The sequence below is a fragment of the uncultured Caballeronia sp. genome (assembly GCF_964243625.1).
GTDB lineage: Bacteria > Pseudomonadota > Gammaproteobacteria > Burkholderiales > Burkholderiaceae > Caballeronia.
In genome coordinates this window covers 1-4,283 of record NZ_CAXTGZ010000519.1, presented here as the reverse complement: position 1 = coordinate 4,283, position 4,283 = coordinate 1, and the positions used below count along the sequence as shown (strand labels likewise).

The 4,283-nt window shown below is 62.5% G+C and carries 4 protein-coding genes and 2 pseudogenes; all 6 read left to right on the top strand.

Annotated elements, in window-relative coordinates:
• Window positions 1-195 (top strand): annotated as a pseudogene (locus ACFFAR_RS26095) (permease DsdX); the annotation flags it as partial.
• 50 nt (window positions 196-245) lie between these two features.
• A complete protein-coding gene (locus ACFFAR_RS26090) occupies window positions 246-1,613 on the top strand; it encodes a homoserine dehydrogenase (protein WP_174365082.1) in 1,368 nt (455 codons plus the stop codon).
• Between the two features lie 92 nt (window positions 1,614-1,705).
• The gene (locus ACFFAR_RS26085) at window positions 1,706-3,007 is read left to right on the top strand and encodes an MFS transporter (RefSeq protein ID WP_174365083.1); all 1,302 of its coding nucleotides are present in this window, start codon (window positions 1,706-1,708) and stop codon (window positions 3,005-3,007) included.
• A complete protein-coding gene (locus ACFFAR_RS26080) occupies window positions 3,004-3,942 on the top strand; it encodes an amidohydrolase family protein (protein WP_375508730.1) in 939 nt (312 codons plus the stop codon). Before ACFFAR_RS26085 ends, ACFFAR_RS26080 begins: the two co-directional genes overlap by 4 nt.
• Entirely contained in the window at window positions 3,939-4,073 is a 135-nt protein-coding gene (locus ACFFAR_RS26075) for a hypothetical protein (protein WP_257722384.1), read from the top strand. The genes ACFFAR_RS26080 and ACFFAR_RS26075 overlap by 4 nt, the downstream gene beginning before the upstream one ends.
• Before the next feature lie 67 nt (window positions 4,074-4,140).
• Window positions 4,141-4,283, top strand: a pseudogene (locus ACFFAR_RS26070) (MFS transporter); the annotation flags it as partial.

The following is a 4,283-nucleotide window of genomic DNA, read 5'->3' as shown; positions in this document are numbered from 1 at the left end:
CTCGAACTGCTGGTGCTTGCAGTCAGCTCGGGCGGCCTAATGTTGTCGCACCTCAACGACTCGGGTTTCTGGCTGTTCAAAGAGTATTTCCGGCTGAGTGTTGGCGACACGCTCAAGACCTGGACGCTGCTGGTCTCGTTTCAGTCACTGCTTGCCCTCGCCATGATCATGCTGCTCAACGCCGTGGTCGGCTGACAGCGCAGTACTTTAATTCCACTACCTTCAACACCTCACAAGGCCCCACGATGAACTACGAACACCTCTTTGCCGATCTCGCCACGAAGACCATCCGCATGGCGCTGGTCGGCCCGAAAGGCGGTTTCGGCCGTTCGCTGCTGGTGCAATGCCGTGCGTTGCCTGCACTCGAAATCGCGGCGCTCTGCGACCTCGACCTGGACGGCACGCTCGCCACGCTGGCATCGCTTGGCTTTGCTGCCGACGCCGCGAAGGTCTGCAACAACGCAGCCGATGTCCGCGCTGCTCGCGAAGCCGGCCGCATTGCGCTGGTGGGCGACCATGCGTTGCTCGATGACATAGCGCTCGATATCGTCGTTGAAGCAACCGGCCAGCCGGAAGTCAGCATCAAGATTGCGCAGGCGGCGCTCAGACGGGGCGTGCATGTCGCGATGGCGACCAAGGAAACCGATTCGGTCGCAGGACCGTATCTGAACCAGCTGGCGCTCGAAAACAATGTGGTCTACACGACGCCGGACGGCGACCAGCCGAGCAACCTGATTGGCCTCGTCACCTGGGCGCGCGTGCTTGGTTTCGAGGTCGTTGCAGCGGGAAAATCAAGCGAATACGACTTCATCTACGATCCCGATGAAAAGAGCATCGGGTATCTGGATCAGCGTCACGCGGCGTCGCTCGCTTCATGCTGGACACTGGGCGACGACATTCCCGCCACGCTCGCGGCGCGCAGCAAGGCGCTCGCCATGTTGCCCCAGAGCGCGACGCCGGATTACTGCGAGCTCAACGTGGTCGCCAATTCCACGGGCCTTCTTCCCGCCGCCGATGCGCTCAACTATCCGCTCGCACGCCTGACCGAACTTGCGGACATCTTCGTGCCGAAGGAAGACGGCGGCATTCTGGAGCGCACGGGCGTGGTCGATGTCTTCAACTGTCTGCGCCGGCCCGACGACGTCAGCTTCGGCGGCGGCGTGTTCGTCATCGTCCGGTGCAAGGACGACGAAACCTGGGAGCTGCTGCGCCAGAAAGGACATCTGGTCAACAAGAACGGCGGGTATGGGTGCATCTACTTGCCGTATCACCTGATGGGTCTCGAAACGCCGGCAAGCCTCTTTTCCGCGGTGCTGACCGGCCGGCCGACCGGCAGCAGCAAGCAGTTGCCGCATGCCCGCATGGTTGCGCGCACGAGCCGCGATTTCAAGGCAGGAGAGACGCTCAGCATGGGGGGCCATCACCATACGATCGATGGCGCCGACGCGCTTCTGATCGACCAGGCGAAGGCCGGCAACGCTGCGCCGTTCTATCTCGCGGCGAACAAGCGCCTGATGGCGGATATTGCGAAGGGCACCCTCGTGCCGCTCGATGCGCTCGATCTGCAGGGCTCGGCGCTGTACGACGCGTGGCAGCGCAATCCGTCGCTGTAAGGACGGTCATCGAATCGCTCGCCGCATTGCGAACGGCCTTCAGCGCGAACCGGTAGCAAATAAAGCGGTTCTTATATCAACAAGGAAGAGACATGCAGACCGACATACACGTAACCGGCGCCCGGCACTCGATCCGAACGCTCCTCGCTACCACGCGCTGGCGCATGGTCCTGCTGCTGTTCGTGCTGTACACGGTGAACTGCATCGACCGGATGTCGTTGTCGGTGGGCATGCCTTCCATCGTGCATGAGTTCCATCTCAGCGCGACCATGCAGGGACTGATTCTCTCGGCGTTCTTCTGGACCTACAGCACCTTTCAGATTCCCGCCGGTTGGGCCGCCGACCGGTACGGCGCGCGCCGCATGATCGGCATCTCCGCCGCACTTTGGGGCGGCTTTCAGTGTCTTGCCGGCTTTGCGGTCAACGGCGTGACCTTGCTGTTGACGCGTATCGGGCTCGGCGTGTTCGAAGCGCCCTACATGCCGGCTGCTACCAAGCTCACGGCGTCGTGGCTGCCGCCGGCCGAACGCGCGCGCGGCGTCACGCTGATCGACAGCGGCGCACCACTTGGCTCCGCCATCGGCGGTCTTGCAATTAGCGCACTGATCTCGCTGTCGGGATCGTGGCGCTCGGCGTTCATCATCGTCGGGGTGGTGACGGTGGGGCTGGGACTGATCGTGTACCGGTTGCTGCGCGATACACCCGAGCAACATCCGCATATCGACGCCGTCGAAAAAGAGCACATCCGCGCCCAGAAAGTCGCCGCCGGGGAAACGCCACGTGCGAGAAAAGCGCCGCTTTCGCGCGGCACGATAGCCGCGATGGTCGTCGGGCGCATCGGCTGGGCGATGGTATTTTTCGGTCTCGTCACGTGGGGGCCGAACTATTTGTCCGTGGGACGCGGGCTCGATATCCGCAGCATGGGTTTTGCAACTTTCCTGATCTTCCTCGCGGGCGCGATTGGGGAGGTGTTGTCGGGCATGACCGCCGACTGGCTGCAAAAGCGTTTTGCGCGCGGCACCGCGTTCAAGATCCTGTTCGGACTGTCCGGCGGCATGTCGCTCGTGTGCCTGCTCGCGCTGCCGTTCGTCGATGATATTCGCCTCGCCGTTGCCGTCCTGGCGTTAGGCGTATTTTTCCATCTCTGGGGCGGGCTGTACTGGCTGATTCCCGCCATGCTCGCGCCTCAGGAACAGGTCGGACTGGTCGGCGGCGTGATGAACTTCGCCGGAACGGGCGGTGCGATCATCGTACCGATTGCAGTCGGCATGCTGGTCGACATGACCGGCGGCTACAACGCGGTCATCCTGTTCTTTGCTGCGGCCGCGCTTACATATCTGATCGGGTCGCTGCTGATCGACTTCGGTCAGAAAGCGCCGGGAGGGCAGGCATGAGCACGCATCTGCATACGCTTTACGACGGTCCAATAATCGATGCGCACCAGCACTTCTGGGACCTCGGCGCAAATCATTACCCGTGGCTTGCGCCCGACACGCTCGTGCCGCATCGCTACGGCGATTATTCGCGGATCAAGCACGACTATCTGCCGGCCGATTATCTGCGCGATGCCGCCGGTCACGATGTCATCGGCAGCGTCTATGTCGAAGCTGAGTGGACGCCCGACGATCCGCTCGGCGAGACGGCCTATGTCTCGCAGCTTGCTGCGACAACCGGCCGCCCGAACGCGATGGTCGCCCAGGCGTGGCTCGACCACGACAACATTCAATCGCTGCTCGCCGGACAGGCGCGCTTCGCGCTCGTGCGCAGCGTGCGCCACAAGCCGGGTGACCCCGATGCATCGGGCCGCACGCTGATGTCCAATACCAGATGGCGCGACGGTTACAGTCAGCTCGCGCGGCACGGCCTGCATTTCGATCTGCAGGCGCCGTGGCGTCAACTCGCCGAAGCTGCAAGGCTTGCCGGGGATTTCCCGGATACGCTGCTGATCGTGAATCACGCCGGCGTGCCGGGCGACCGATCGAGCGCCACGCTCGCGGGCTGGAGCAGCGCACTCGAAGCACTCGCGAACTGTCCCAACGTCGTGGTGAAGGTGTCCGGGCTTGGCCAGGCGGGCAAGCCGTGGAGCGTTGAAGCGAATGAGCCGGTGCTGCACACGCTCAACCGGACCTTTGGTGCCGATCGCCTGATGTTCGGCAGTAACTTTCCCGTCGATGAACTCTTTGGTTCGCTCGACCTGCTTATCGGCGGCTTCAAACAGCTCGTACGTGGCTGGCCGCCGTCGGAGCAACGTGCATTTTTCCACGATACCGCCGCGCGGGTGTATCGCCCGAGCGGTCTGACGGAACCGAAAACAAGGAACGCCTCATGACCTCGCAGCCGCACAACGAACTGGGCTTCGACCTTCCCATCTTTGATGCCCATCATCATTTCTGGGACCTCTCCGACGGCACGTTCCCGTGGCTTACCGACGAATACGACACGATTCCAGCGACGACCTGAATCACTGCCCAATATGTTCAAGCCTCCTCTACAAACCGAGTGGAAGGGCAAGTGGTCCTTTACCTCGACGATCGGTATGGCGGGTATCATCACCAGCCAGCCGCTTTTCTGGAGCCTGCCAACCAAGTTCCTGGCAGGCACTGCGGCCGCCGCTGGCATCGCGCTGATCAATGCGATGGGGAACTTCGCGGGGTTTGTCAGTCCGTACCT